The sequence below is a fragment of the Microcoleus sp. Pol7_A1 genome, assembly GCF_036701085.1.
Lineage (GTDB): Bacteria > Cyanobacteriota > Cyanobacteriia > Cyanobacteriales > Microcoleaceae > Microcoleus > Microcoleus asticus.
The window spans coordinates 137210-161429 of the sequence record NZ_JAUBQD010000006.1; the positions used below are offsets into that span (position 1 = coordinate 137210).

The window sequence follows — 24220 nt, forward strand, 5'->3', positions numbered from 1 at the left end:
AATCTCCTCAAGCCGTCTAGCCCGGGTAATCTTATGACGATGTACGTACCGGATTCGCAGCCTTCGCAAACAAAAGTCCTCCCTACGATGTATGATTTACCCAGTGAAGACCCGGAGGAACCCGGTTTGCCTGACGAATTTCACAAATTTCAACCCGAACTGCTGCGTCTAACCTGCCGCCCCGCCAACCATTCACCAGAACAAATATTTATAGCGACAGACCTCAATCTCTACTACGATTCTAACCATTTCAATTGGTACAAAAGACCTGATTGGTTTGTGGTATTGGGGGCTACGAGATTTTATCGAGGTGACGAATTGCGCCTCAGCTACGTGATGTGGCAAGAAAATGTCAGTCCTCTGGTAGTAGTGGAACTGGTGTCACCTGGGACTGAAGATGAGGATTTAGGAATCACAGAAGAAACACCAAATAAACCGCCTACTAAATGGCGAGTTTACGAACAGATTTTGCAGATTCCTTACTACTTTGTTTTCAGTCGGTACAACAACCAACTGAGAGTATTTCGTTTGATTGGCAATCGTTACCGCGAACAAGTTTTAACCGAGCCGCGCTTCTGGATACCGGAATTAGAATTAGGTATAGGTTTGTGGGAAGGTTGCTATCAAGGTTGTTCGAGGTTGTGGCTGCGTTGGTACGATGTCAGTGGCGATTGGGTTCTGACTCCAGAGGAGTTTGAAAGGCAGCGAGCAGAATTAGAAAGTCAGCGAGCAGAATTAGAAAGTCAGCGAGCAAATCGATTAGCCGATCGCCTCAGAGCAATGGGCATTAATCCAGAGGAGCTGTAAAATTAAGTAGCAGCATGAAATGGTGCAAGCTGCAAGCGCTGTCCATAAAAGTTATTAACTAAAAATAAATTATGCCAGAATCTACCTCATTGCGCGATCGCTACTTAGCCCTAATCGACAAAATTGTCGAAATCACCCTCAAAGGTCAAATTCGCTCTAAAGAACAAGTCTATCAAATGCTGGTGCAAGACATTGGCACAGGTACTGGTGAAATCTTTGAACGCTGTTTCGGCGAACGCCTTGATGCCGCAGAAAATCAACTCAGAAATGAGAAAGACGAAATCAAACAAGCAAAGGCAAATCGTACCCTCCGATCTCTCAAAACCATCCAAGGAGAATGGGAACGCTGGCAGAAAGATAACCGCGTCGATCGCGAAATTGCATCCTCAATCCAACAAATCCTTACTGCCGAATCTAACGGCCGCCTCCTGGCATTATTGCAAGTAATCGATCCGAATAAAGAACATCCGTTGACTCTGGCTCAATTGCAGCAATTGGCAAAATCCCTGCACCAACAAATGCTGCAAACTGCCAATCCCGAAACCGAGCGAGATTTGCAGCAAATCACCGCCGGTATTGCCAAAGGTTTAGAATCTTGGCAGCGGTTGGAACCAGAACTCGTCGGCTGGATTTATCAGCCGCAGCAGCTAGGATTTGCCGGTAGTCCCGAACAAAATGGGCCTTGGGCTTTTTGGGCAAAAAAAGTTAATAGTCCCTTTCCCCAGGCTCTTTTGAATACTATTGCGCTGGGTGAATCGGTTGTTCAATTCGCAGCCAAGCAATCGAATTTAGAGTTAGGCGGATTGGTGGAATTAGCGATTATCTTGCAGTGCTTGCAGCGGGCGTTAGCGATATGGTTTGACAAGCAAGTTTACGATTCCAAAGTGTCAACAAAAGCTTCAATTTCTACTTACATTACTTTTGCTGTAATTTGGAGTCAGCTAGCTAGTGGGTTTAATAATTCTACCAAGAGCGGGGAACAGTTGGCAAATGCTTGTTTTCAAGTAACTTTGCAAATTTTGCGCGCTTTTTCTCAGCGAGAATATTTTCCGCTTTACGGCGGAATTTTTGCTTCCTTTGATGGTAAAGCTCTGCGCCATACTTTGGATTATTTAGACGAACCGCTGCGGCGAGTTGAAGGCACTCAAGCGAAAGCTCGGATTCTGACACTTTTGGGTTATTCGATGCAGGCGGCTGGGGCCTACGAGCGATCGATCTTGCTGCACAAGCAAGCGCTGGAAATTGCCCGTCTGGAAGGAGACAAAGCTTGCGAAGTTGCAAATCTCAATCACATCAGCCGCAACTATGTTGCTCAAAAAAATTATCAGGAAGCGATTAATTACAGCCAGCGGGCTTTAATTATGGCACGACAAACGGGAGAACGCCAAGGCGAGGCAAATGCCCTGGCTAATTTGGGTTACAGCGAAGTGTTTCAAGCGCGGCAGTTGGAGGAGGTGGAACCGGAGGTTTATGAGAGTGCGATCGGTTATTTGGAACAAGGTTTGTTGCTATCGGAAAAATTAGGAGACAGGCAAAGTCAAGCTTTTTGTTCCAGCAGTCTCGGTATCGCGAAAATTGCCCTGGAAAATGCTGAAGGTGCGATCGAATATTTGCTAAAAGGTTGGCAAGCTGCCCAATTTTCGGGCGACTTGTATTTGCAGGGTCTGAATTTGGCTTACTTGGCTCAAGCTTATTACAGAATCAACGCACTAGAACAAGCGATATTCGCTGGGAGTTTGGCGATGTATACTTTGGAGCAAATTGGGGCGGCGGAGTGGCGCCAATCGGCTGGTTTGCTGATTATTTTGCGGGGTCAAATGGGGGCAGAATCTTTTAAAGAATCTTTGGCTAGAAGTCGAGCAAACATCATTCCGGCGATCGGTGTTGACGGCTACGATTACATCCCGGAGTTGCTGGAAAAATACCAGCAATCTATCTAATATCAAAATCGCTCGGCGGTTGAAACCGCTACAAACGAAGTCAGCGTAGGCGGACTAAGAAATTCTTTAGTCCGCCTACGCTGACTTTTTATGTGTAGCGATTTCAATCCCCGGGAATTAGTGTTTTTATAGTGAGATGATGTTTTTATGCACCCCAACCTCCTAATAATTAATGCTCAACTATCACCGGCGTTCCAACTGCGACTTTCTCAAATAAAGCCTGTGCGTCTTTATCAAACATTCTGACGCAGCCGTGAGAAGCCGCCCCGCCGATCGACTCTGGATTCGGAGTACCGTGAAAACCAATCACATTCTTGCCATCCGTCCAAAACCCCATCCACCTACTCCCTAATGGATTGTCCGGCCCAGCAGGAATAAGTTCTCCCGTCCAAGGATTTTGCCAAACTGGATCTTTGATCATTTGGATAACTTTAAAATTGCCTGTAGGAGTTTCCCAGCCGCCTTTTCCCACAGCAACCGGGAAACTGGCTTGCACCTTATTTTGTCGGTAAAGATAGACGCGGCGTTCTCGCAATTTCAGCACTAAACGCATTTCTTCAATTGGAGTTACCGGAGGTTTGGGTTCCTGTGGAATATACCGAAATGGTTCTCCCAATGGCGGCAATTCTGGTGCTCCGAGATTCGGCAATTTGGGATCGGACTTGACCGACTCCGCTGCGATCGCACTATGACTTGAATTAGGCATCAGTTCGGCAGTCGCCTGCTGCTGTAGGGCGACCGACAGCGCCGCTGCACTCAAGCTCAGCACAATTAGCTGGTTAAATAAAAATTTCCTGTTCACCATTTTTTTGTTCGCTACACTCCTCACCAGCAGTTCCTACAAAGTTCCTATGTAATTATCCGCAAACTGCACCCGCTCACTAAAGTTTTGAGATGGCTTTTTCACTGCCAATGCTACGCATTTTTTAGCTTATATTCCACAACTGATAACTTGTAACTCAATACAAAGCTTAGACAATAATACCAAAAAAACTGGGTTTATATAAGGGGATCAGTGCAGATCTGTGAGAGATTTTCGTGAAAAAACCCGGTTTATGCGTAAATTATGCAAGAAAATGATTAAATTTTACCTCCGACTAATTTGATTTTTTAGCAATGGCCGGCTGGCGATCGAGAATTGAAACTATGGGGCTGCAGCATCCAGCAAGCACAATCTGTCTTTTGGGAGATTTGCCCGCCCAGCAGTAACAGTTAGGTTGGCTTAAAACAACTGCAACGCTCGATCTAACAAACTCAATATATCACGCCAACACTCTAGAGTTGCGAACCGCTGAACTTGTTGTAAACCGGGAACTTATAATGTAAAATTTAGTCTTTTAATACTTGTTCGATAATCTTTTTTTGAGATTGTCATAAATTTCCTACTCTGGGGATTAAACTAGATAAGGTCTAGAGGTTGGGACTTTCGCCCAGCGGAAGCAAACCTGACCATGAATAGCAGTTAATGTGAGGTTTCAATGCGTCTTCAGAAAATCAAATTATTGACAGGTGCAACCCTGTCCGTGCTAATTTCGGCCGTTTCCGTGCATCCTGCGATGGCTAACCCTGCAACTGAAATAGCCCAAACGCAGACCACCACAACAGCAAACACTCGAACCATTATCGGTTTTGTCAAAAGTATTGTCGGCGACGTAGTAACAATTCGCGAAGAAAACGCGCCGTACAGGACTCTCAGGATTCAAAGATGCGTCCTGAGAATTATTGGCCTCGTACCGGGAATGAAAGTCAGAGCCACCGTAGCCGGATCTCAGATACAAAATATCGCGGTGATCCCCGATTATGACGTGGTAGCCACAACGGTTGTTCGTCCTCCAACCCCAGCACCGGCACCGCGTCCGACCCCAGCACCAGTACCGCGTCCGGCTCCCATTCCGCGTCCGGCTCCGGCTCCGATTCCGGCTCCCCGTCCGATTCCGGCTCCGGCTCCGGCTCCGGCTCCTGTGAGAGGACTTTGGTAGAGCTAGGTTATACCATTTTCGATTTTCGATTTTCGATTAGAGAATTGCGAATGACCAAAAGCAATTCGCAAGCCACCGGATTTATCAGTGGGGTCGCTTTCTTCAATCTAAAATCTAAAATCTAAAATCTAAAATCTATTGACTGATGAAGCTCAAGGTTTGGATCGCGGGCCTACAGTTGCATTCTTTTTTGCAACTGGTATGAGTAAGCAAAATTAAGCCACCGCGTGCGCGGTGGCTTCGCTGTTTAATAACAGTTAGAATAATAGAATTGTCCAGCAATTGTTGAGAAATAGCTGCTATGTATTACCTGCGTTTCTTGCTGCTAATTCTGCTGCTGCCGCTGATTGCGTGCGATCGGGCTACAGATGCGATCGCCCCTGCTGTTGGCGGCAACGGCCCCCTGTCGCAAATTCCCTCCCCTGCACCGCTGACAAAGGTTGGGACAAGTCAAATTGTACCGACTAAACCGCTGTCGCCGCAGCCAATCCGCATTGTTGCAACTTCTTTGCCGCAGCCTTTCGCCAGCGAAAGCGCCTCGAAATCCCCTCAAGTAGTACCCATTCCCGCATCACCAGTGCTGCGAGTGCCTCCTGGCTTTGTGGTCAACGTTTTTGCTGACAATTTAGACGCTCCCCGATGGCTGGCTTTGACGCCCACAGGCGATGTTTTGGTAACAGAAACCCGGCAGAATCGGATTACGCTGCTGCGGGATGGCAACGGCGACGGCGTTGCTGAGGTTCGCAAAACTTTTGCAAGTACCCAAAACGGGTTAAATATTCCCTTTGGGATGGCTTTTGCCGATCGCTATTTTTTCCTCGGAAATACCGATGAAGTCCGCCGATTTCCCTACACAAAAGGGCAGGAACAATTGACAGGTAGCGGTCAAAAAATTGCCGATTTACCGGGCGGCGGCTATAACCAACACTGGACGCGGAATGTTGTCGTTTCCCCAGATAATAGCAAGCTTTTCGTATCAGTTGGATCGCAGTCTAATGCAAATGTCGAACCGCTGCCGAGGGCGTCTGTTCAAGTGATGAATTTGGACGGCAAGAACCCGCAAATTTTTGCTTCCGGTTTGCGAAATCCGGTGGGATTGGATTTTCACCCAAAAACCAATCAACTCTACGCGACAATCAACGAACGCGACGGTTTGGGAGATGATTTGGTGCCGGATTACTTGACAAGAATTCGTCAAGGCGAATTTTACGGCTGGCCTTACGCTTATTTTAAGCCGAATTTGCTCGACCCGCGCCACGTCCGAAACGGTACGAGCGAGCGACCTGATTTAGCGGCTAAAACATTAATGCCGGACGTGCTGTTTCAGGCGCATTCGGCGGCTTTGGGGCTTCAGTTTTACGACGGCAAAACGTTTCCCAAAAGATTCCTGAACGGGGCGTTTGTGGCGTTTCGCGGCAGTTGGAACCGGAACTCTGGAACTGGTTATAAAATTGTGTTTGTACCTTTTAATGCGGCGAACGGACGCCCTCAAGGTTATTATGAGGATTTTCTAACTGGTTTTCTGACAGATCCGTCGGGCCCGAAAACTTGGGGACGGCCTGTTGGTTTGCTGGTTTTACCTGACGGGAGTTTGCTGTTTACTGAGGAAGCGAATAACCGGATTTATCGGGTGCAGTATCGGGGGTGAGAAAAGGGCGATCGATAAATTCTTCACCCTCGTATACTTTTTGTTGAATCAAGAATTTATCTTCTTTGATAATTTCACTATTCCATTTTGATAGTCCCTCGGTTGGGGCGGGTTTGGTAGAGAGATTGTCTGCTGTTGGTTCTGATTGCGGCCTAAAACTGCCTCTAGAAGCCTCTAATATATCAGAACGATCGAGGTTTGGCGATCGCGCTTTAAAATCCCGAACCGGGTTGTCTCAGAAACTCTGCTTCTTCGGAGGTTGTTTCTCGTCCGAGAATTTGATTGCGGTGGGGAAATCTCCCAAAACGCTCGATTATTTTCAAATGCTGCAACGCGTATTCAATGAGTGAATCGCTGTCAGGTTCGCCGCTGAGTTGGCTAAATAGTTCCACAGATTTTTGCTGGTTTTCTAAGTTTTCGCTGTGTTGAAAAGGGAGATAAATAAACAATTTTTGTACAGTCAGCAATTCGCGATCGAAGTTATGATTAACAGCGTATTCGGCGGTGGCTAAAGCTTTGCTGTCTGTGGCGAATGCTTGAGGTGTCGCGCGAAACATATTGCGCGGAAATTGATCGAGCAGTAGAATTAATGCTAGGCAGTTTTCGGGGGAATCTTGCCATGAGTCGAGTTTATCGGAGGCGGCTAGTTCGTAGTGCCGCAGAAAGCGCGATCGCACTTCTGCATCAAAATCTGCATTTTTTTCAAACCACTTCTTTTGGACTTTGCCAAACTCAGGAGAGTGCGATCGACCGAACCAAAAATCTAAAACTTCATTCATTACCAATCTAGTTAGCCATTGATTCTTGATGGCAATTTAGGTATCTGTAGTTGCACAAAATCTACTTTATGTGCAACTACAAATCCAGGGATTAATTATTACCAAAGATGACTCCACCCAAACACAGGTACTTGCTTTCCGAGGCGATCGAGGGTCGAGAAAAAAAATTAGATTACAGAGTTTAAGCTTCCAGATTCATCTGTTATCGAGTAAATCTAAAATCTAAAATCTAAAATCTAAAATCGACTGACTTAGGAACCTTTGTTGTCCGGTGCTTCAAGTTACGAACTAGCAAACAGTCTGTCCCAAGTTTTGCCTCCCACAACTCCGTCTACAGGAATATGAGCTTGCCGCTGAAATCTTTTCACTGCATTTTCGGTTGTCGGACCGAAAACGCCATCAATTACGATCGGGTGTGGGGACAAGCCCCGCGCGTTCAACAACTTTTGCAGTTTCTTCACATCGTGCCCTTTCGAGCCGCATTTTAAAATCCTTTTATGGTGTCTCACCTCTGGTCTATGGCAATCATTAGTGTGGCAAACTGCGTCGCCCGCTGCATAGTTGGCTCCATTTGCGCCAGTCAAAACTAATAGACCGAGAATTGCTAGTACAAAATAAAAAGTCTGCGATCCTGCCATACTTTCCCTGTTAAATTTTCAAGCGTTTTTTGCAAGTTTGACGATTGTTTGAGAGTGAGAAACCGGGTTTCTGGGATGGACATATCCAATCTCGACCGGGTTTCTGGCAACAGTCAACCGACATTCTACAATATAAGTGGCTTAACGGCAAAATCTCCGATCGTGCAAGTTAAATTTTGTTGCTCTTTGGTAGCGACAAAGGTAACAATTACTTCGCAGGCAACTGCAACTGTCAGCATTACCAAGTTTCTAGCCAGCGGGTAATCGCAAACGTCATCATTCGCCGCTGAAGGAACCCGATAGTGTTGGTTCCAAATTATTTCGGAGTAATCGGCAGCTAATCCGACGTGCACGCAGGGAATCGAGACACTGGCACAGTAATCCTTGACTGCTTGTCGGCCGATACTGTTATCAAAAGTATCGATGACTGTGGCGCTGTTGGCCAGCAGCCGATCGGCATTTGCTGGCGTCAATTCTTTTGAGTGAGGGTCAATGCTGACTCCCAAAGCACGGTAGAGGTTGTTGGCAAGAATTTTGGCTTTGAATGCGCCGATGTCCGATCGATAATAGGGTTGAGTGGAAAGGTTGCGTTCCTCGATGCGATCGCGATCGATGACTTTTAACTGACAAAAGCCCGATCGCGCCAGACTTTCTGTAATATTCGCACCCAAAGCGCCCGCGCCGCACACCGTTACCGGGAAATTTTTTACCAGCGACATCACTGCGGCACTTCTGTAAAGTTGTTCGTGAAAAAATATACTCATGGTAATCAAGAATTATCGATTTTCGACGACTCCAACCAATGAATGCAAGTCGAAGTCTTTGTCCAATCCGCTGAGACAAATGCCCGCACTCATAACTGTCAAGTCATTTTTGGCGATCGCAGAAGTGTGGTGTTCTCCAGTACCGCTAGTCCATTCAACCAGCCAATAATTTTCGCGATCGCAAAAATCCCGTAATTCACCGCCGCCCATTTTCAACGCCCGCTGCAAGCGCTTTTCTTCCCGCACTTTCGGATCGAAATCTTTAATATTTTGGGACACCAATCCGTAAACAGTTCGCATTTCTGGCGTCATCCCTTTAAAGCGAACATCTTGAGGCAAAATCAACTTTTTCAAAGCTGCTTTCAATTCCTCAGGCGGCAGCGGATCGGCGCGCCTGTCAATCTCTTCAAACCACAAACAATGACCGTCCCACCGCGCAACAATCGGCTCAAACTGCGAACCTTCAGTTACTAAATGAACAGGTACGGGTTTCGCAACACCAGTGCGCTGTTTAGCATCAGATTCGTTAACAGGATAAGCCAGCCAAGTTTGCCCTTGCAGCAGGCAAGCCAACTGCAAGCGAACGGGTACGAGCAGTTGCAAATACTCTGCCACTTGCGGCAAAGTCGGCTCCTCAATTACCGCAGCAATTTTCTCATTAATCGGCCCAAAAATAGCCCATCCTTCAAAGTTGCGCGGCTGCGGTTGAAAAGTATAAATCATTGAGCTAACCCTTATCCGCACGCTTCCCCCGCGCACGCAGGGAGCCAAGAATTGGGTATCGAGTAGCTGCCCTTCTTTAGCCGCGAGTTGGCTGAGGATTTTGCGGATATTTGCCACTGAATTGACCTCCGTAATCTTACTTTTTTTACCTAACACACTTTTAAATTAAATAAATATAAAGATTTATAAATACTGTTGACGCGAATCAATATCCTAATCTAATATTGAGCGAACCTCGCAAATTAACCTTGTAAATATCTTAAGTAAATATGCTGCAAAAGCTTTTTTCTAAGTGGGTTGTAGTCACAGCTTTGACACTTCCTATTTTTGGCTCAGTCCAGGTAGCTAAAGCTCAGAACACCTATGGAGCTACTGCTTATTCTCCGACTTCTGACGCCACTGGTATTAGTTGGGATCATGCTACGGAGAAAGAAGCACTAAACGCAGCAGTAGCCGTCTGCAATGAACAAAGCGAAGGTGCTAACGACTGCGAACCGCTGACATCTAATAGTAATAATTGTGGAGCGATCGCTGTAGGCAAAGGAGGAGCAGGTGCGGGCTGGGGCGACGATAAAGCAGCAGCAGAAGCTCAAGCTCTCGCCGGTTGCAGCGAACTAGATGGCGGCAACTGTAAAGTCCAGCTTTCAGCTTGCAACAAGTAATTAAAGTGATAAAAATTGGTCAGAGCGGTGTATATTTTCGTTCGTAAAACAGCTTAGAAAATAGGAAATGTAGGGTGCGCATTGCGCACCTTACCAAATACAAATCCGCTAAAAGTTGCGTGCGCATTGCGCGCCTTACAGTGAATCTCCTACTTCGGAAGTAACTGCATCGGGTGGCAGCAAACTTTCTAATCTATCTTTAGACCAGTATTCAGTAGGGTAAGCGAGTGCAATAATATCAGAGACTCGAATCAGCCACGTAACTTGTCCGTAAGCATCGATATTTTCCGCCTGTTCGTGAGGGGGAACTATCACCAAAAGTTCCGCAAACTCCCCGAATAAATTAATCGGGATGCCGCCGAAACTGCTATTATTTGTTTTAATCCAAACTTTGCTGCCTCGATCGAGAGCTTCTTGCAGTCGCTGGCAGAGCAAACTGGGTTTTTTGACCTGGGATTTTTTGGCTTTCGACTTTTTTCCCATAGTTTTAAGAAGTTAAAGTAGTTGTATTGTGGGCTACACCGTCGGTTACACAGTGGGTTGAGATTTAGTACGATCCTCTTCGAGGGCTTCGCTAACGCGGTTTGGTATTGAAACGGACAAAAGGAAAAAGGGCGATCGCCCCGTCGCTACCCCATCACTCTACTCTATAAGAAAGTGCTGTACTGCGATCGTAATAACAATTTAATCGCAAAACCGCGAAATGACACCAGTTCAAAAAAAATGCGACTCTAGCCAAGCTTCAAACCCTTAATTCCTCAGTGATTCCCAATCTAAAATCTAAAATCTAAAATCTAAAATGGTATGACCTGCGGTATTATGTTACAAAGTCAGTCAACGAGGTCAGTGTTTTTACTGTGCCCAAATGCAGTATAATCGGCGGAATCTTCCCAAATCGTTTAAGTAAAACAATGGACTGGCGAAAGCTCATTCATCCAAACCCAAAAGCTTCAACAAGTCAACCAGCAGCGCCAGAAACTCGATTGTCTGTAGAATTCTTGCTGGGGCTCTTTGCTGCGGGATGGACGGAACAGCAGGTGTTAGAGAAATATCCCGCACTCACTTCGGAAAAGTTACGCGCTGCTTTAGCTGCTGCGGATTCTCAGTTAGTCTCATCCATAGCTAATCCAGAATTACTAGAAATTATCGCTCAAACTAGAGAATAATTGAAAATAGCTAAAAAGTTGTCGCTTGAGGATATTGAGGGAGATGTTTGGGAGTAAAGATTGATATTAAATGTCAACTTCCCCCTAAATTTTCTCTAACTCTTTCCCGAAACTCCAACACCGCCTCAAGGGGGTCGGGGCGTTGTACATACTCTGCAATCAGTGATAAATCCAAATTCGGCAACAACTCGCTTTGCTGCATTTTTTCATATTCCTCTCCCCGAAGATGATAAACCTCAAAGCGACGATTTTTCCAGAACCAAACCTCTCTGATTCCGAGCTTTTTGTAAACTGCTAACTTGTCCAGGCCGCCACTGCTGAATACAACCTCGATCGCTAAATCAGGAAATTCTTTTTCTGTACCGATACAATAGCACTCATCCGGTTCTGTACCGCCCTTTTTTGCTTGAATGCGGAAGGTAGTTGAACCCAATCCCCAAAACCGAGTCCGTGTTTCTTGAAAATACGCTTCTAGCAGCATCCCAATATTGGTTTTATCTCGATCGTGACGGCGACTTGGGGACATAATTTCCAGCACTTCATCTAAATAAGTAACCCGATACCAAGGACTATCTCCGAGTTGAGTCAGTAGTTGTTCATACTGTTGCCAACTTACCCCGCTGGTAATAAATCTTTCCACGGGGTCTTCGGTGAAAAGCTCTAATTCGGTTGCTAAATCTTTGATTAATATTGAAGTCACCAACTGCTCCTCCCAAGTTTAGAGTATAGTAGAAGATTGTGATTCTGTCATCAATGGTTTAACTGGCGATCGCTACCTCATTTTCACTATCATCCTCTTCATTAATCCCAAATTTTTTGCAAATTTCATCGAGTGTCTGAGGTTGAATGACTCTTGATTTAGTTCGCTTCAGTGCCGTTAACAAGCGAGTTGCAGTGGCAGGCTAACTCAGCAAATAAAGCGTTTATAGCAAACTTTCTAATTCTGCCTCAGAAATCAAAACCGCATTTTTGCCGTTCGGTCTAGTAATAACTATTAGTTCCCCAGTTTCAACAGCGCGATCGCACAGATTTTTTAAATTTGCTTCAGCTTCAGTGTATGTAATCTCAGTTGACATCATACTGGAATTCCCAATATTTTTTGCAATTGAGCAAGAAACCCCTAACCCACCCTCACCAATATCAATAGACCAGCACGCGGTAGTAACTTTAACAATGCCCTGTACGCTTGTGACAATATTGGGCTTAATTTGTGAGGTTTTAGCATATGGCCCCTCATGCCATCAGCAAAAAGCCGATCCAACTTAATCCTGTTGGGGGATTGTGCTCGCTTCTATTGCATTGGCTACCAACTTGCTCAATCAATAAGTTCAGTATTCCAGTTTGCTTGCTGTATTTTAGTATCTAACTCCCGATACTGTCTAGACATTCGATCCATTTGCGTTTGCAGTTCACCAACGTCGATCGTACTGAAAAATTTGACTTCCGATCGAGTATAGCGGTCTTGCCTCAAAGCGCTTGCGTCAACTACATAATTGTAGATGCCGCGCTTGAGGGCGAGAACATCTCTCTTGGCTAAAGCATCCGATAAAGTCACTCCCTCTTCCAGAGTTGTCAGCGAATTAGTCTTGTTAATTTTTTTAATTAAGTCTTCCAGTTCTTGCACCCCAGCATCTATTTCGCTCATCAGTGCTTGGGGATTTTCCGGAGGTTCTTCTCCTTCCTGTACTTTAGCACTTCTTGTCAATCTGGATCGCAGTTGTTCCATTCTTTTTTGACAGTCAGCTCTTAAAATTAAAGCTTCAGCTAGTTTCATAGTGTCTTGTCCTTCAGCTCCGTGCCAATTTTAGCATATAATAAGTAAGGTGCGCACTGCGCACCCTACAATTTACTTATCATCCCTCACAGGCAGGGACGTGTCCAGAATTTCCATCAACAATTCCAGCCGCGAAGGACGGCTCAACATCGGCACTAAATTCGGCAAGGAGTAGTAATCACCCGAAAAGGTAAAGGTTTCCACCGATACTTGTTTGTCCTTTAAGTGCTTCTCAACATCTTCGCACCAATCACCAACTCGCACAATCAGAACATCAGGAATTACCCCCAAACTGCGGCAGTAATTCGGGTAAGCATCCACGAAGTAAGGTGAAGAGTTTTCGCCTTCATCTGTTACCATAATGAATTGCTCGACAACCTGCTTTTTAATTCGCATTGCTTCCACCGCGCAACCGCAACTTGTGCCGCCGCCAGCGTGGATGTGCTTGAAAGCGCGTTCCCAGTCTGTCAATTCGCTGCCGTTTGCTTGCACTGGATACGGCATCGTGTCAAAGGCGTAGACAAACAGTGCAGCGTCGGAAATGCCGGAAATCAAGGCAGCTAGACGCTTACCGATTTCGATCGCACTTTCCATCGAACCAGACTTGTCAATCAACAAACCGGTTGCTTTCGCAATCTTGCCCCGCTTCTTCACCTGTTCGTTTGTCACCGCTTCCAGCTTCGCCGCCGTTGCTGCGTCGAAGTTTGCGCCCGCACCCGCAACACTCGCTTTGTAAGCAGAAACCCGATCGCACTTTGCCGCTTCATCCAACTTGGAATCAATCAATTGCTTGACTTCCGCGTGATCCATCGCGCCGCGCGACTGAATCGATTTCAAATTGTTGATGACTTCCTGCGGCGACATCGAGTTAATCAGCGCGGCCAAAACTGTTGGCGTTACCTGTTTGATCGCACCAACTGCGATCGTATACGGAATCTTGTACTCCACAATCAAATTCGCCTGTTCCGCAGGTGTCGCCGCCTTCGCCAACTGCTTCAAAACGAATGCCAGAGAGTCTTCCGGCGGATTGTCTTTGAAGAGAATAGCGTTAGCGCGATCGCTCGGCTTGACGTGCAGCGTTGCGTACAAATGCTTCATCGCCTTGCGGTTGCGGATGGCGGCGCGATCGAAAAAGTGCGGATTCTTTTCCCGCGATTTCAGATAGCGAGTGACAGCAGTGCGCGCGCTGCGGGGCATCTTATTCTGGTGCTGCTTCATAAAGTCCACAATCCGCGAAACCTCGTAGGGAGGGAACTCTTGCAGCATCATAAAACCAGCATCTCGGTGTTCCGTCAGCGCCGAAGTCAGCAAATTTCCGGCAAAAACTTCCTTGTGATCGCGCACGTCGCCGTGACGTTGATACCACACTGCTAAATGACCGTAAAATATTGGGTCTAATTCGATAATTAACTTGTGAATTTCTGCTACTTTTTCTAATAGACGGTGAGGAGTGGTGAGCAGACTGTTGAGCATTTCCAAACGTAAATCGCGCTCGGCTGCATTCATATTCATTGTACAATCTCCCATTTTGATTGTTAACTAATATTTTGTGCTTATCGCCTCATTCCGCGATGGATTGAAATCCCTGGCTGTTTCGGATTCGAGGGGCTTCAAATCGGGTTCAACCCAGCTATTTCTGGCTTCCCAGGACATCAGGCGATCGCGGGTGTAATAGCGAAATGGTAAAGTGCGTGAAGCGGAGCTATCCCGTAGGGAATCGGCATATTTTGCAATCAAACCGTTAGCCAGATGTACGATCGAGCGATTGTGACTTTCATCGGCGAGATATCGGCCAACATTTCGCACCCAAAATAGCGTTACCGTTTCGTGATACCCGCTGTTTTGTGTGGTTTCAATTCCTTGAACCGAGTTGTAACGTTTAATGCCATTGCGAATCGCATTGATTGCTTCTTGCTCGGAGTCATAAAACAGATACCACAGAGCAACCGTTAAATGCGCTTCGTGAGTCCATTGACTTCGCGGCAAGCTGCATTCTTGGAAAGCATGAATCAGACTGTCTATCTCCTTGGGCGATCGGTAAATTATAGTTGTAGTTTTCATAATTTAATTCTCCTTCCTCACCACTTTCACATCTTTCGTTTGCAGTCAGGACTTCAGTCCTTAGTTTTAGCTAGTTGTTCCATAATTAACTTAATTTGTTTTTTGTTGCACTGACGTTTGCTCGCAACGTACTTCTCCCGGTTCGCAGAAGATTTATTTGTGTTTATTGCCAAGGGTTCAATATCTGCTAGCTCGAACGCATACCACAAATCATCTATTTTGCGATAATGATGATAAGCATCTACGAATACAAAATCATCTGGCTTTTTTTTAGCTACTTTCGGAATTCTCTTAGCTAAACAAAGAATTCCAGTCTCAGAATGGATATAAAGTTGCTTGTACCAATAACCAAGAGGAAGATCTGTACCATGAAATCCACGTTTTTTTCGATAAGGAACCCCATCAATTAACACAGCATTCCGTTCCACATAGCCCCATACGTGAGAGACAATATGTTGGCCGGATAAAGTAGTGATATCGAGAATTTGACACAGTTTGCTGTAAACATCATCCCAATACTGACCTACATGAGATTGCAGCCATTGGTACAGCGGACCCAGACAATCGGAAAACCATTTTGTCTTGTTTCTAGGCTTAATTAAGTAGGGGCTAAGCAGTCCATCTGTAGTAGCTTCTTCAGTTAGTTTTACCAGAGATTTTTTTTGCCCTTTTACCTTTCTTGAGCTGATTCTCAACCCTCCACGAGGCCGCTCAATGACATTTTCAGCTAAGCGATGTTCGCTCATAAGTCAACTTTGCCTAAGATACTAAATCAGCGTTAAAAATTCATTGCATACTCTGTTGAAACCGATCAATAGTCAAACAAAATCCCTTTTTAATAGAATAATAAAGGAGATATTGAAACCGGATTTGATATGAGAGGTTCCGCGCAAGTTAGCAAAGCGTTTTGACAGGCCGAACGCTCTACCCCTGAGCTACAGTCCCTTAAAAGGGACTGGCAGGATTTGAACCTGCGACCAATCGGTTAAATTGTGTGTATGCGCTTCATTTGTGAGGGCGCGGAACAGGATTTTTAAACATCGAGACTAATTGCTAAATCATGGTGACTATTTATAATAGTGAAAATCACTTCGCGCAAGTCAAGAAAGCCGTTGTTCATACGCAGGAGTTGAACCCGCGACCTTTCCTTAAGAGGGAATTGCTCTACCATGAGCTAGTATGTAAGCTTCCTCAGTTAGGACGCGAAGTGTTTTTTCACTACCTGACAGATACCCCGCACAAGTCGCTAAAGCTATTGACATTATGTGCTCTATCCGTTGAGCTACATCCCCGAGGCGGGGATGATAGGAGTCGAACCTATTACCTTTGGTTTAGAAGACCAAAAAGTGTGTAAGCTTCAACTGTTGGGGTGCGGTGTAGCTGTTTTTCAACTCTAAAAAATTCAGGTATAAGAGGCAGCGCACAAGTCAGAGAAGCTTTGTTTTTTTGTGCCTCGCGGCGAGGTAGGAATCGAACCTACTATTCGATGTTTAGTCGAACGTTGCCAGTTTGTAAGCTTCTTTAGTTGGGGTGCGCCCCCTAATAGCTGATGAAATTTTTCTTCCGCGCAAGTATGAAAAGCTTTGGACAGTTTCTAGTGTGTCTACCATTCCACCATAAAGGCCGAAGCCTTCACCGGGACTCGAACCCGCAATCTTTTCAGAACTAGAATCCTAATGTGTGTAGGCTTCTCGAATTGGGGCGCGGAATCAAAGTGAATTTCTAGCCGTAAACGGCTTCTGGGCGGACAATTAAATCGCCGCTGGGACGGCGATCGAGCACGTAAGACTCGAAGCGATCGCCCTTGACATCAAAATGGTTGGCCAGACGTTCTTTAATAGCTCGATCGCTCATTCCTGCCGCGATACCCACTTGGTTTTCTGCCAAGTCATATGAACGTCCTTCAAAACGAATGTGAACCATTACCGATACCTCCTAGAGCAATTTTGGATTTGGGATTGGTAGCTTATCTGCTCTCGACTTTGGCTTTTTGTGAGACTTAGCAAATTGCCAGTATCGGTAAAGATTCACGAAATATGATAATCTTTACTAAAATAAGCGCCGTTCTAAATGATAAGCTTGTTTGATTTTGCGGAGTTCCTCAGCCTTTTTGGTTGATTGAAATCTGGCAGAGCTTGTCTGTTCTGAATCCGCATGAAATTCGTTGAAATTAGACTGATTTCGTACAACATCTGACTCGGGGCGAGTCAGTTTGTAACCGAACAGTTTCGTATAAAGTAACAACATGACAATCGAGTCTGTATTGCAAGACTTTCAAATTGATGTTCCTTGAAATTTTGAGCAATATTTAGTTGTCAAGGTTCAGAATTTGCACGAAAAATACAGGTTTTTGCTTGTCCTGCGCTTTCCATATTTGCATACTACAAATATACTACACAGGTGTCAAGGGGGTAGCAAAAGTTTTTTAGATAAAACTTACACGAGTGGCGCGAAACCAGGTTTTTTCAGGAAAATGTTTCGTTGCTACCCGCAGATCCGGTAAAAAACCGGGTTTCTTGGGTCAAAGCGCGATCGCGAACTGTAACATCGGTTAAACATCCTTAACATAGGAAATGCTGTTGCGAATATTGTGGAAACCAGCAGACTCGTAAAGACGCAATGCACCTGAGGAATTTTCAGCATCGACGCCGAGAATAGCAGTAGCCACACCGGCAGCTTTCAGTCGATGCAAACCAGCGAGCAACATCGCTCGTCCCAATCCCATTTTGCGGAAGCCGCGCCTAGTGCCGAGACAAGCAATCCAGCCTTCATTGCGCCCGGTACGATCGCACTCTTCCACACTAATCTCGCAGTAACAAAAACTGACAAATGTGCCGTCATCAGCAACAGCAATCAAGTCTAAATCATTTCTGTAATCGAGTTTAGCTAACTGGTGCTTATATTTATCCATCGTTAAATCGTGATGATTCCAGTGATCGATAAACGACTGGTTGAACATTTCTACCCAAGCTGCCGCCTCCTGTTCGCCGGGGAACTGACGCAGCGCGAAACCTTCGGGAAAGTGCGGTTCTGGGATCGGTTCAGAGAGCGATCGCGCCATTCGGTAAAAATAGCGATCTGCCTTGAAACCATTACTTGTCAGCAATGAAATGCGATCGCAATCCTCAGCGCGAGCGTAGGTTCGCAGCTTCACGCGCCCGCCCCGCATTGCAGACACCTCGCGCATCCGCACTTCACCCCAGGCGATCGCCGCTGCTTCCACATCGCCTCCGCGCGCGTCGGGGTGAACGCGAAACCACAGCCAACCGTCAATTACTTCGCCCGGTTCAGAAACAGACAACTGAGCAAAACCGATTAATTTTCCCTCCGCATCTTCCCAAAGGCGGATATCGCGTGCTACATCTAGGGACGGTGCGTTAAATTCTTGTTGCAATTCCGAGAGGGAAGTACCTTCATCGAGCCGATCGACTTGTTCGCAAGTATTGATTAAATGTGCGATCGCCTCTAAATCGCGATCGCCCGCATAGCAGCGCCCCGAGAGATTTGCCATCATAGCTAATCACCATTTCCTGTTGTTATTCAGTTTAAAAATAGCTTGGGCGATCGCACTTTTATCGATCGGATGAGCCGATCGGTCGATCGACATTAAAAATCCCACAACGCAAACACTCACTGTAATCCAACCGCTACAGCCGTTGACTGCGATCCTGAGCGCCGAATGGGCGAAAAACGACATACTAGAGACAGTTTAAAGTCTCAAAGCCTTGTGAGCCGTATGTTATTTGGGATGGGAGTAGAAGGACTTGAACCTTCGACCTTGAGATTAAGAGTCACCTGCTCTAACCAACTGAGCTATACTCCCGCATCTAGGCAACTATAACACAACTGTTCTGAAAATTCAACTATTTTTGTATAAATTTGTGGCGGTCGCCCAGGGTCAATATTTAACGCAAGTGCGATCGCGCCATTACAACCTCAAGCAACTTAAGTAGCGGCTTTCGTTTATTCGCTGCAATGCGGTGTTATGGCGCTGTACTGCGCTACTTCTGATGCTGTGCAATTTGCTGGCGAATTGCTGTCTGAATTTTGACATCGAAGTCTGGATCGTCAACTGTTGTAATGACTCTCGGCGATCGTTCCCGACGTTTTGCTAGATAAGCTTGAAAAGCAGCTCGATCGTCTCGGTGGTCAAGAAAGTACCGCCTTAACTCTCGGTAAGACATTGCACTGTAGTTAATTTGACTCATTACAGCACCTCCCCATTCGGCGTAATTTCCAAGTCGATTTCCTCGTTATTTCCTGCCAAGATGAATAAATTTTGAGTGCGATCGTCAATGCAAATGAGGTGAATGGGCTGAAACATTAAATACGTCAACTGGTAGCCAATTCGATACAAACCCCTCAATTGTGCGTTGGTAGGCATTTAACCCCTGTTAGTTAAATCATATTTTTTCAGTATACAATTTATTCTACCGATCGCCTATGCTCAACATTATAAAATAATGAGTCTTTCCGATCCTACCTTATCTGCCCCAGAGTTGTGCAAAACGTTCGGCAGACCATCCAACCAAGTCTGATACTTGCCCATCTCCCATCTCGACAATTCGCTTGACTCCATCTTGGCGCTCTACTGCATCCACACTGAAAAATTTGCTGTAAATTCTGGCAGCACATTCCCTCACAATATCAGGGATTTCTTCGCCCTCACAAGCAGCAAATAGTTTGCCGCGTACAGCGAAGTAACGCTTCTCTGATTCTACAACAAAATCCTCGACAAGTCGCACACAAATCCCACCTTCTATGGTTCCTCGGAACTTTTGCATTTCGGCAACGATCGCTCTAATTTCTGATGGGTGTTCAATAATTGAACCGCCTGAGGTTTTGAGAGACTTAACGTAATCTTTGATAAAAAACCTTTTCCAGCCTAATGTTCTCAATTCGTTTTCCAAATCATCATCAACGGTGTAAAACTTAGTTGCTGGGGTTAAATCGGCGATCGCAGGATACCAATTTGGCAGATAGTGCGTTAATAAATACTCAGCTTGGGAGGTAAACGGAAAAGCTCCTGCGCTCTCTACAGCATTAACCAACAGTTCGTAGTCCGAGGGTGAAAGCATCCAACCTCTGTAAACTACTTCTGAGTTTAGGGGAAGCGGCGGGCTGATTTTAGGTGAATTGTCCCCCAAGGATTCTAAGCAAATAGCCGCAGTGTTGAATCCTGCTTTATTAAGCGATGCAGCTTGCTCGATGTACATCTCATCAACCTGTTTTGGATTGAAGTAATCGCTAGGAAAAAGAAATATCATGACAGCTTTATTTTTGGTACATAGCAGAACAATAATATGAGTAATTGTACATAAAAAATAATGAGTAAGGTGGACTTTTGTCCACCCTACTGATTCTAATTGGTTCCGAAAGCGTCTACTTCAGAATTCGGGAGACGACACCGGCGCCGACAGTGCGATTGCCTTCGCGGATGGCAAAACGCATATTTTGTTCGATCGCGATCGGCTGCAACAACTTCACAGTCATATTAACCCGATCGCCCGGAATTACCATGTTGATCGCGCTGCCGTCATCAGCCGTAAAAGATGCGATCGTACCTGTAACATCCGTTGTCCGCACGAAGAATTGAGGGCGATATCCCGCAAAGAAAGGAGTGCGGCGGCCGCCTTCTTTTTCCGACAGCACGTAAACCTCAGAATCGAATTCAGTGTGAGGTTGAATTGAACCGGGTTTAGCAAGCACCATCCCCCGCTCAATTTCGTCTTTTTGGATGCCGCGAAGCAACAAACCGACATTATCTCCAGCCATTCCTTCATCCAGAATTTGCTGGAACATTTCAACACCGATAACAGTTATCGTGCGAGTGTTTTGGATTCCCACCAATTCCACAGTATCGCCGACTTTGATTTTACCCCGCTCGATTTTGCCCGTGGCGACAGTTCCCCGACCTTTGATCGAGAACACATCTTCCACAGCCATCAGAAAAGGTTTGTCAATATCGCGATCGGGCGTAGAAATCCAGTCATCTACCGCATCCATCAAATTGTAAATGCCATCAACCCACTCATCCTCGCCGCGGTGTATTTTCGGATTAGCAGTCATCTTTTCCAGCGCTTTCAGTGCCGAACCTGCGACAATTGGAATATCATCGCCCGGGAAACCGTAAGAACTGAGAAGTTCGCGAATTTCTAACTCGACTAACTCCAAAATTTCCGCATCGTCCACCATATCTTTCTTATTCAAAAAGACAACCAACTTCGGCACTCCCACTTGCCGCGCTAACAAGATATGTTCGCGAGTTTGAGGCATCGAACCATCTGCCGCCGACACGACGAGGATTGCACCATCCATTTGAGCGGCACCCACGATCATGTTTTTCACGTAATCAGCGTGACCCGGACAATCAACGTGAGCGTAATGGCGATCGCCAGTTTCATACTCAACGTGAGCCGTATTAATCGTGATTCCCCGCTGTTTTTCTTCCGGTGCAGCATCGATTTCATCGTACTTTTTAGCCTTGGCCCGACCCTGTGCAGCCAGCGTCATTGTAATCGCCGCTGTTAGGGTTGTTTTGCCGTGGTCAACGTGACCGATAGTACCGACATTGACGTGGGGTTTGTTCCGTTCAAATTTGGTGCGTGACATTACATTTGATTCTCCTTATAAAGTTGTTGTTTGTTTTCAATCATTAGTTTTTAGTCCTTAGTTTATTATTAATGACTAATGACTGATGACTAATGATTAAAAAGGAAAGTGGAGGAGTCGAACCTCTACAGCTTTCGCTCTAGGCTGGTATTCCAAACCAGTTGCTGTCCGCACAGCCGCACTTTCCAAGTTTTTGATTTTTAACCGCAGATAATTGCAGATAACGCAAATGAACGCAGATAAACGCAGCAGATGCCATGCAACAATCTACCCTTCAATCTAAAATCTAAAATGTCACAGATATCCCTCAATCTAAAATCTAAAATCTAAAATCTAAAATCGATTGAGTGGGTGGTATAGGAGTTGAACCTATCTGGTACCGGTTAAAAGCCGGGTGCATAACCGCTTTGCTAACCACCCATAAAATTTCAGCTTTTGTGTAAGTGCTAGAAAATCATTTTGTAGTAAGGACTTCACTCGTTTCTTGCTCGCCGCAATTGCAACGAATAAAGTCCTGATTGCTAATGCTTCACTCGATAATGAAGCAACATGAAACCGTTGCTATAGATTTTGCGATCGGCAAGTTCCAAATTTGTCGGCTCGATTGCACCGGAAAAAAGAGGAATTCCCGATCCGATCACTAGCGGATTCAACTTTACAATCATCTCGTCAATCTCAGAAAAAAGAGTTGCCGCTAAAGCGCCACCACCGCCGAGCCAGATGTCTTTACCCGTTTCTTTTTTCAATTCCTTAACTACTGCGACAGGATTGTCCGAAACAAGTTCTATATTCTCATTGGGACTGGCTTTAATAGTGCGCGAAAAGACATACTGCTTCAGGGTGGGATAAGGATTTGTCACACCAACATTTAGTCCTACTTCATAGGTTTTGCGTCCCATCAAAACAGCATCAAACTGCTTGTTCTCTGCACGAATGCCTCGTGCTTCCTGAAAGTGAGCCGGAAAAGTTTCAGGAAAGGAATCGAACAAATCAGCCAAATGCTCTCCTTCCATAGGAAAACAATCAAATGAGCCATCTTCGCGAGCAATAAACCCGTCAACGGTGGAAGCAACGTAATATTTTAGTTTTCTCATGTTTAACCTCGATTTTGTTAAAATGAAAGACAATAAATGGAGAGGACGGGACTCGAACCCGCATCGATCGACAGCAACTTTCAGGAAACGCGCTTCCTTACTGCCCGCAAGCAGATGAGAACTGCCCCCATCTCGGACTGTTAATTCCTTTCAGTGCCTCCGCAACCCGCTGCCAGTTTGCGTTTTCAGGGAACGTCGCGAAGCAACTTTTTACCCTACTTAACAAACCCGATCGTCCTTTTGGGAGCCGCTTTTCCAAAGTTTTTACGGTGCCATTCCACTTAGGCGACCTCCCCATAATTTTTCTTACTCTAGTAGGATAGCAAATCAGGACAACTGTTTTCGCTCCAGAATGTAAGGCAACAGTTTGGCGATATTTCTAGCATCATCTATGCCTCGGTGATGAGTTCCTTCTAGCGGTAAACCCGCGAGTTGCAGAGCTTTCGCCATGCCATACCTTTTTCGCAAACCTTGCTTTTCTGTAAACAATTGTTTGAGATTGACATGAGGATAAGCAATGGGAAAAGGTACTTTGTGAAAATTGCTGTCTTGTTCAAATTGTTTGCGATCGAAATCACCCCAAGAAGCAAACACGCCGTTTGAGTAACCAGACAGCCATTTTTTCAAAAGTGCGATCGCCTCCGGGTAAGTGGGAGCTTCCTCGACTTGTGCCTGAGAAATTGATGTTAGCAATTTGCAGAATTCAGTCAGCATAGGATGGCGAACTGGCTTAATAAAGCTTTGAAACTCATCAATAATAGTTAGCGTTTCTGCTTCAAGCATAACGGCTCCAATCTCAATAATCTCCATCTCACTCTGTTTGATAGTTCTTTGTTTGTCACAGCAGGTCGCTTCAAGGTCAAGCACTAGATAGTAATTGTAATCTTTTAAATTCATATTTCAATACTCCGGACAGTTTTTAAGCAGCTAAAGTACCATAAGACAAGACTGAAGGAAGGTTAGGGTGATTTAAAATCAAATCCGGGTCTAAATCTAACTTATGAATAAAGGTACAAAGTAGATGCTTATTGAATTCTAGGCGTTTATAAGAACAGATTGAAAACACAAACGACTTGGGAGATGAATGACAACTAGAGAGGTGATGTTTGGCTAAATTTAAAGCAATAAGACTGGCATTAAAATGAAAATCAAGCCGCGGCAAATGACGAGCTTGACAATCAGATAAGCCAGTAAATTGCTTGGCATCACGAAAAATAAATTCAATCTGGAAGCGAGCCTGATAATATTCAACAATTTGCTCAGGTGATAGGTGAATATCAGTGCTCAATAATAAAGCATTTTTGATTTTGCCATTGGCTTGAACCTCAGAAATACAAGCCAAACTAATTTGACAATTTAAACAACAACTCCAGACAACCAATGTATATAATGAAACTCCCGGTTTTAGATGTTTCACGAATTTAAGACGACTCAAATCATTAGAGTCAAATTTACCATCATATTTGCGAGGTGCGCCCAGTTTCTTTTGTTCACCTGTATAAAGATAGCGTAGGTTAGCATCAACTCTTAACTTGCCAATAAAGTCTAAATTTAACTCCCGCACAGCATCCCA

At 45.3% G+C, this 24220-nt stretch carries 29 protein-coding genes and 3 tRNA genes; 6 read left to right on the top strand and 26 right to left on the bottom strand.

Annotated features, from left to right (window positions below):
* The first annotated feature begins 33 nt into the window (after positions 1-33).
* Together QUA20_RS06315 and QUA20_RS06320 are read left to right on the top strand one after the other, a co-directional pair.
* Positions 34-807: a Uma2 family endonuclease gene (locus QUA20_RS06315; RefSeq protein WP_333186596.1), complete on the top strand. Its 774-nt coding sequence runs from the start codon at positions 34-36 to the stop codon at positions 805-807.
* 71 nt (positions 808-878) lie between these two features.
* Positions 879-2747, top strand: a complete 1869-nt coding sequence (locus QUA20_RS06320; protein WP_333186599.1) for a tetratricopeptide repeat protein — start codon at positions 879-881, stop codon at positions 2745-2747.
* A 169-nt stretch (positions 2748-2916) separates the two neighbouring features.
* Here the strand turns inward: QUA20_RS06320 and QUA20_RS06325 are convergent, their stop codons facing one another.
* Positions 2917-3552, bottom strand: coding sequence for a L,D-transpeptidase (locus QUA20_RS06325; protein WP_333186602.1), 636 nt, complete (start codon positions 3550-3552; stop codon positions 2917-2919).
* Positions 3553-4225: 673 nt separating this feature from the next.
* Between QUA20_RS06325 and QUA20_RS06330 the strand changes: the two genes are divergently transcribed.
* Positions 4226-4726 (top strand): autotransporter, encoded by a 501-nt coding sequence (locus tag QUA20_RS06330; RefSeq protein WP_333186605.1) that lies wholly within the window; start codon positions 4226-4228, stop codon positions 4724-4726.
* Positions 4727-5027: 301 nt separating this feature from the next.
* Complete coding sequence (locus tag QUA20_RS06335) at positions 5028-6374, top strand: sorbosone dehydrogenase family protein (protein WP_333186608.1); 1347 nt, start codon at positions 5028-5030, stop codon at positions 6372-6374.
* A gap of 212 nt (positions 6375-6586) precedes the next feature.
* Here the strand turns inward: QUA20_RS06335 and QUA20_RS06340 are convergent, their stop codons facing one another.
* The 4 genes from QUA20_RS06340 to QUA20_RS06355 all read right to left on the bottom strand — a co-directional run bounded on the left by QUA20_RS06340 (position 6587) and on the right by QUA20_RS06355 (position 9395).
* A complete protein-coding gene (locus QUA20_RS06340) occupies positions 6587-7153 on the bottom strand; it encodes a DUF924 family protein (RefSeq protein WP_333186610.1) in 567 nt (188 codons plus the stop codon).
* Positions 7154-7434: 281 nt separating this feature from the next.
* A complete protein-coding gene (locus tag QUA20_RS06345; RefSeq protein ID WP_172192017.1) occupies positions 7435-7791 on the bottom strand; it encodes a peptidoglycan-binding domain-containing protein in 357 nt (118 codons plus the stop codon).
* A 125-nt stretch (positions 7792-7916) separates the two neighbouring features.
* Positions 7917-8555, bottom strand: coding sequence for a ThiF family adenylyltransferase (locus QUA20_RS06350; RefSeq protein WP_333186613.1), 639 nt, complete (start codon positions 8553-8555; stop codon positions 7917-7919).
* 12 nt (positions 8556-8567) lie between these two features.
* On the bottom strand, positions 8568-9395 hold the full coding sequence (locus QUA20_RS06355; RefSeq protein WP_333186617.1) for a hypothetical protein: 828 nt from the start codon (positions 9393-9395) through the stop codon (positions 8568-8570).
* Between the two features lie 152 nt (positions 9396-9547).
* Here QUA20_RS06355 and QUA20_RS06360 point away from each other — a divergent pair, with 152 nt between their 5' ends.
* Entirely contained in the window at positions 9548-9940 is a 393-nt protein-coding gene (locus QUA20_RS06360; protein ID WP_333186620.1) for a DUF4189 domain-containing protein, read from the top strand.
* Positions 9941-10075: 135 nt separating this feature from the next.
* Here the strand turns inward: QUA20_RS06360 and QUA20_RS06365 are convergent, their stop codons facing one another.
* Positions 10076-10423 carry a hypothetical protein gene (locus tag QUA20_RS06365; RefSeq protein ID WP_172192009.1) on the bottom strand — a complete coding sequence of 116 codons (348 nt, stop codon included), beginning with the start codon at positions 10421-10423 and terminating at the stop codon, positions 10076-10078.
* A gap of 428 nt (positions 10424-10851) precedes the next feature.
* Here QUA20_RS06365 and QUA20_RS06370 point away from each other — a divergent pair, with 428 nt between their 5' ends.
* Positions 10852-11106, top strand: coding sequence for a DUF433 domain-containing protein (locus tag QUA20_RS06370; RefSeq protein ID WP_333031675.1), 255 nt, complete (start codon positions 10852-10854; stop codon positions 11104-11106).
* A gap of 73 nt (positions 11107-11179) precedes the next feature.
* Here the strand turns inward: QUA20_RS06370 and QUA20_RS06375 are convergent, their stop codons facing one another.
* From QUA20_RS06375 to QUA20_RS06470, 20 genes are all read right to left on the bottom strand, one after another.
* Positions 11180-11806 (bottom strand): Uma2 family endonuclease, encoded by a 627-nt coding sequence (locus QUA20_RS06375; RefSeq protein WP_333186623.1) that lies wholly within the window; start codon positions 11804-11806, stop codon positions 11180-11182.
* Positions 11807-12029: 223 nt separating this feature from the next.
* A complete protein-coding gene (locus QUA20_RS06380) occupies positions 12030-12185 on the bottom strand; it encodes a type II toxin-antitoxin system Phd/YefM family antitoxin (RefSeq protein WP_333186626.1) in 156 nt (51 codons plus the stop codon).
* A gap of 236 nt (positions 12186-12421) precedes the next feature.
* Positions 12422-12880 carry a DIP1984 family protein gene (locus QUA20_RS06385; protein WP_333186628.1) on the bottom strand — a complete coding sequence of 153 codons (459 nt, stop codon included), beginning with the start codon at positions 12878-12880 and terminating at the stop codon, positions 12422-12424.
* A 72-nt stretch (positions 12881-12952) separates the two neighbouring features.
* The gene (locus tag QUA20_RS06390) at positions 12953-14392 is read right to left on the bottom strand and encodes a hypothetical protein (protein WP_333186630.1); all 1440 of its coding nucleotides are present in this window, start codon (positions 14390-14392) and stop codon (positions 12953-12955) included.
* A 27-nt stretch (positions 14393-14419) separates the two neighbouring features.
* The gene (locus QUA20_RS06395; RefSeq protein ID WP_333186633.1) at positions 14420-14941 is read right to left on the bottom strand and encodes a hypothetical protein; all 522 of its coding nucleotides are present in this window, start codon (positions 14939-14941) and stop codon (positions 14420-14422) included.
* 53 nt (positions 14942-14994) lie between these two features.
* A complete protein-coding gene (locus QUA20_RS06400; protein ID WP_333186635.1) occupies positions 14995-15687 on the bottom strand; it encodes a hypothetical protein in 693 nt (230 codons plus the stop codon).
* A 371-nt stretch (positions 15688-16058) separates the two neighbouring features.
* Positions 16059-16125: transfer RNA gene (locus QUA20_RS06405), tRNA-Lys, on the bottom strand.
* Positions 16126-16663: 538 nt separating this feature from the next.
* Entirely contained in the window at positions 16664-16864 is a 201-nt protein-coding gene (locus tag QUA20_RS06410; protein ID WP_172191997.1) for a hypothetical protein, read from the bottom strand.
* 126 nt (positions 16865-16990) lie between these two features.
* On the bottom strand, positions 16991-17188 hold the full coding sequence (locus tag QUA20_RS06415) for a radical SAM protein (RefSeq protein WP_333186638.1): 198 nt from the start codon (positions 17186-17188) through the stop codon (positions 16991-16993).
* A 304-nt stretch (positions 17189-17492) separates the two neighbouring features.
* Positions 17493-18455 carry a GNAT family N-acetyltransferase gene (locus QUA20_RS06420; protein ID WP_333186640.1) on the bottom strand — a complete coding sequence of 321 codons (963 nt, stop codon included), beginning with the start codon at positions 18453-18455 and terminating at the stop codon, positions 17493-17495.
* 6 nt (positions 18456-18461) lie between these two features.
* Entirely contained in the window at positions 18462-18638 is a 177-nt protein-coding gene (locus QUA20_RS06425) for a hypothetical protein (RefSeq protein WP_333186642.1), read from the bottom strand.
* Between the two features lie 52 nt (positions 18639-18690).
* Positions 18691-18764: transfer RNA gene (locus tag QUA20_RS06430), tRNA-Lys, on the bottom strand.
* 178 nt (positions 18765-18942) lie between these two features.
* On the bottom strand, positions 18943-19149 hold the full coding sequence (locus QUA20_RS06435; protein WP_333033721.1) for a DUF6887 family protein: 207 nt from the start codon (positions 19147-19149) through the stop codon (positions 18943-18945).
* Positions 19149-19325 (bottom strand): DUF6888 family protein, encoded by a 177-nt coding sequence (locus QUA20_RS06440; protein WP_333186644.1) that lies wholly within the window; start codon positions 19323-19325, stop codon positions 19149-19151. Before QUA20_RS06440 ends, QUA20_RS06435 begins: the two co-directional genes overlap by 1 nt.
* Before the next feature lie 100 nt (positions 19326-19425).
* Positions 19426-20208: an ATP-grasp domain-containing protein gene (locus tag QUA20_RS06445; RefSeq protein WP_333186647.1), complete on the bottom strand. Its 783-nt coding sequence runs from the start codon at positions 20206-20208 to the stop codon at positions 19426-19428.
* A 115-nt stretch (positions 20209-20323) separates the two neighbouring features.
* A complete protein-coding gene (gene tuf / locus QUA20_RS06450; protein WP_333186650.1) occupies positions 20324-21553 on the bottom strand; it encodes an elongation factor Tu in 1230 nt (409 codons plus the stop codon).
* Positions 21554-21901: 348 nt separating this feature from the next.
* Positions 21902-21973 (bottom strand) — tRNA-Lys (locus QUA20_RS06455).
* A gap of 101 nt (positions 21974-22074) precedes the next feature.
* Positions 22075-22647: a dihydrofolate reductase family protein gene (locus QUA20_RS06460; protein WP_333186653.1), complete on the bottom strand. Its 573-nt coding sequence runs from the start codon at positions 22645-22647 to the stop codon at positions 22075-22077.
* A 327-nt stretch (positions 22648-22974) separates the two neighbouring features.
* Entirely contained in the window at positions 22975-23544 is a 570-nt protein-coding gene (locus QUA20_RS06465; protein ID WP_333186656.1) for a 3'-5' exonuclease, read from the bottom strand.
* Positions 23545-23566: 22 nt separating this feature from the next.
* The coding region (locus tag QUA20_RS06470; RefSeq protein ID WP_333186658.1) for a transposase at positions 23567-24220 on the bottom strand (654 nt) is incomplete at its 5' end.

Excerpts from the sequence above, each read along its gene's own strand:
- QUA20_RS06315 (WP_333186596.1), top strand. The coding sequence starts at position 34 with ATGACGATGTACGTACCGGATTCGCAGCCTTCGCAAACAAAAGTCCTC.
- QUA20_RS06320 (WP_333186599.1), top strand. The coding sequence starts at position 879 with ATGCCAGAATCTACCTCATTGCGCGATCGCTACTTAGCCCTAATCGAC.
- QUA20_RS06325 (WP_333186602.1), bottom strand. The coding sequence starts at position 3,552 with ATGGTGAACAGGAAATTTTTATTTAACCAGCTAATTGTGCTGAGCTTG.
- QUA20_RS06330 (WP_333186605.1), top strand. The coding sequence starts at position 4,226 with ATGCGTCTTCAGAAAATCAAATTATTGACAGGTGCAACCCTGTCCGTG.
- QUA20_RS06335 (WP_333186608.1), top strand. The coding sequence starts at position 5,028 with ATGTATTACCTGCGTTTCTTGCTGCTAATTCTGCTGCTGCCGCTGATT.
- QUA20_RS06340 (WP_333186610.1), bottom strand. The coding sequence starts at position 7,153 with ATGAATGAAGTTTTAGATTTTTGGTTCGGTCGATCGCACTCTCCTGAG.
- QUA20_RS06345 (WP_172192017.1), bottom strand. The coding sequence starts at position 7,791 with ATGGCAGGATCGCAGACTTTTTATTTTGTACTAGCAATTCTCGGTCTA.
- QUA20_RS06350 (WP_333186613.1), bottom strand. The coding sequence starts at position 8,555 with ATGAGTATATTTTTTCACGAACAACTTTACAGAAGTGCCGCAGTGATG.
- QUA20_RS06360 (WP_333186620.1), top strand. The coding sequence starts at position 9,548 with ATGCTGCAAAAGCTTTTTTCTAAGTGGGTTGTAGTCACAGCTTTGACA.
- QUA20_RS06365 (WP_172192009.1), bottom strand. The coding sequence starts at position 10,423 with ATGGGAAAAAAGTCGAAAGCCAAAAAATCCCAGGTCAAAAAACCCAGT.
- QUA20_RS06370 (WP_333031675.1), top strand. The coding sequence starts at position 10,852 with ATGGACTGGCGAAAGCTCATTCATCCAAACCCAAAAGCTTCAACAAGT.
- QUA20_RS06380 (WP_333186626.1), bottom strand. The coding sequence starts at position 12,185 with ATGATGTCAACTGAGATTACATACACTGAAGCTGAAGCAAATTTAAAA.
- QUA20_RS06385 (WP_333186628.1), bottom strand. The coding sequence starts at position 12,880 with ATGAAACTAGCTGAAGCTTTAATTTTAAGAGCTGACTGTCAAAAAAGA.
- QUA20_RS06390 (WP_333186630.1), bottom strand. The coding sequence starts at position 14,392 with ATGAATATGAATGCAGCCGAGCGCGATTTACGTTTGGAAATGCTCAAC.
- QUA20_RS06395 (WP_333186633.1), bottom strand. The coding sequence starts at position 14,941 with ATGAAAACTACAACTATAATTTACCGATCGCCCAAGGAGATAGACAGT.
- QUA20_RS06400 (WP_333186635.1), bottom strand. The coding sequence starts at position 15,687 with ATGAGCGAACATCGCTTAGCTGAAAATGTCATTGAGCGGCCTCGTGGA.
- QUA20_RS06410 (WP_172191997.1), bottom strand. The coding sequence starts at position 16,864 with ATGGTTCACATTCGTTTTGAAGGACGTTCATATGACTTGGCAGAAAAC.
- QUA20_RS06415 (WP_333186638.1), bottom strand. The coding sequence starts at position 17,188 with ATGTTGTTACTTTATACGAAACTGTTCGGTTACAAACTGACTCGCCCC.
- QUA20_RS06420 (WP_333186640.1), bottom strand. The coding sequence starts at position 18,455 with ATGATGGCAAATCTCTCGGGGCGCTGCTATGCGGGCGATCGCGATTTA.
- QUA20_RS06425 (WP_333186642.1), bottom strand. The coding sequence starts at position 18,638 with ATGTCGTTTTTCGCCCATTCGGCGCTCAGGATCGCAGTCAACGGCTGT.
- QUA20_RS06435 (WP_333033721.1), bottom strand. The coding sequence starts at position 19,149 with ATGAGTCAAATTAACTACAGTGCAATGTCTTACCGAGAGTTAAGGCGG.
- QUA20_RS06440 (WP_333186644.1), bottom strand. The coding sequence starts at position 19,325 with ATGCCTACCAACGCACAATTGAGGGGTTTGTATCGAATTGGCTACCAG.
- QUA20_RS06445 (WP_333186647.1), bottom strand. The coding sequence starts at position 20,208 with ATGATATTTCTTTTTCCTAGCGATTACTTCAATCCAAAACAGGTTGAT.
- tuf (WP_333186650.1), bottom strand. The coding sequence starts at position 21,553 with ATGTCACGCACCAAATTTGAACGGAACAAACCCCACGTCAATGTCGGT.
- QUA20_RS06460 (WP_333186653.1), bottom strand. The coding sequence starts at position 22,647 with ATGAGAAAACTAAAATATTACGTTGCTTCCACCGTTGACGGGTTTATT.
- QUA20_RS06465 (WP_333186656.1), bottom strand. The coding sequence starts at position 23,544 with ATGAATTTAAAAGATTACAATTACTATCTAGTGCTTGACCTTGAAGCG.